This window comes from Streptomyces flavofungini, assembly GCF_041028215.1.
GTDB lineage: Bacteria > Actinomycetota > Actinomycetes > Streptomycetales > Streptomycetaceae > Streptomyces > Streptomyces flavofungini_B.
Window position 1 is genome coordinate 1 of record NZ_JASKYR010001326.1, and the last position, 1,366, is coordinate 1,366.

At 73.8% G+C, this 1,366-nt stretch carries 1 protein-coding gene; it reads right to left on the minus strand.

Annotated elements, in window-relative coordinates:
* Positions 1 to 100: 100 nt before the first annotated feature.
* Positions 101 to 1,288: a thiolase family protein gene (locus AB8Z36_RS40800; protein ID WP_369218392.1), complete on the minus strand. Its 1,188-nt coding sequence runs from the start codon at positions 1,286 to 1,288 to the stop codon at positions 101 to 103.
* Positions 1,289 to 1,366: the final 78 nt, after the last annotated feature.

Genomic DNA, 1,366 nt, shown 5'->3' on the forward strand with positions numbered 1-1,366 from the left:
CCGTGCGGCCTTGCGGTGGTTCTTGCTGCTGCCGGTGGTGCGTGTTGCTGCCGGGCGGCGCGGGCGCACCGGTCGGCGGGAGGGGTGCGCCCGCGCGGGGTCAGTCGCGCTCGACGAGGAGCGCGCTGCCCTGGCCGACGCCGACGCACATGGTGGCGAGGCCGCGCATGGCACCGGTGCGGCGCATGCGGTGCAGCAGGGTGGTGAGGATGCGGGCGCCCGAGCAGCCGAGGGGGTGGCCGAGCGCGATGGCGCCGCCGGAGGGGTTGACCAGGTCCGGATCGAAGCCGAGGGCGTCGACGCTGGCCAGCGCCTGCGCGGCGAACGCCTCGTTGAACTCCGCCTCCTGGATGTCGCCGACGCTCCAGCCGAGCCTGCCGAGCACCTTGCGGGTGGCGGGGACGGGGCCGAGGCCCATGACATCGGGGTGCACGCCCGCCGACGCTCCCGCGGCGTACCGGCCGAGGGATTCGAGGCCGAGGTCGTTCAGCGCCTCCTCGCTGACCAGCAGCAGGCCCGCGGCGCCGTCGTTCATGGGCGACGCGTTGCCCGCGGTGACCGTGCCGCCCTTGCGGAAGACCGGCTTCAGGCCGCTCAGTTTCTCGTACGAGGTGTCCTCGCGCACGCACTCGTCCTCCTCGACCACCACGCCGTCCGGCCGGGTGACCGGGAGCAGCTCGTGGTCGAAGTGGCCGTTCTTGCGGGCGGCCGTGGCGCGCTGGTGGCTGCGGAGCGCGAAGGTGTCCTGCCGTTCGCGGGAGATGCCGTGGCGCTCGGCGACCTCCTCGGCGGTCTCGCCCATGGCGAGGACGCCGTGCAGCTCCTTCATCCTGGGGTTGGTCAGGCGCCAGCCGAGGCGGGTGTCGGCGGTCTCCATGCGTCGCGGGAGCGCCTCGTCGGGGCGGGGCAGCACGAAGGGGGCGCGGCTCATGGACTCCGAGCCGCCCGCGAGGACGATGTCGGCCTCGCCCGCCGCGATGGTGCGGGCGGCGGTGGTGACGGCTTCCAGTCCCGAGGCGCAGAGCCGGTTCACGGTCGCGCCGGGCACCGAGTCCGGCAGGCCCGCGAGGAGGGCGGCCATCCGGGCGACGTTGCGGTTGTCCTCGCCCGCCTGGTTGGCGGCGCCCCAGTAGATGTCGTCGATCCGCGCGGGGTCGAGCGCGGGGATGTCGGCGAGCAGTCCGCGTACGACGCCCGCGGCGAGGTCGTCGGGGCGGACGGCGGAGAGGGCGCCGCGCAGTCTCCCGATGGGGGTGCGGCGGGCGGCGGCGAAATGGACGGTGCGCACGATACGGCTCCGGATCGTTGCTCGGGTCTTCCACTGCTTCTTTAATTAGCGCTGCTAGTTTTGGAGTCTATGCGGGAG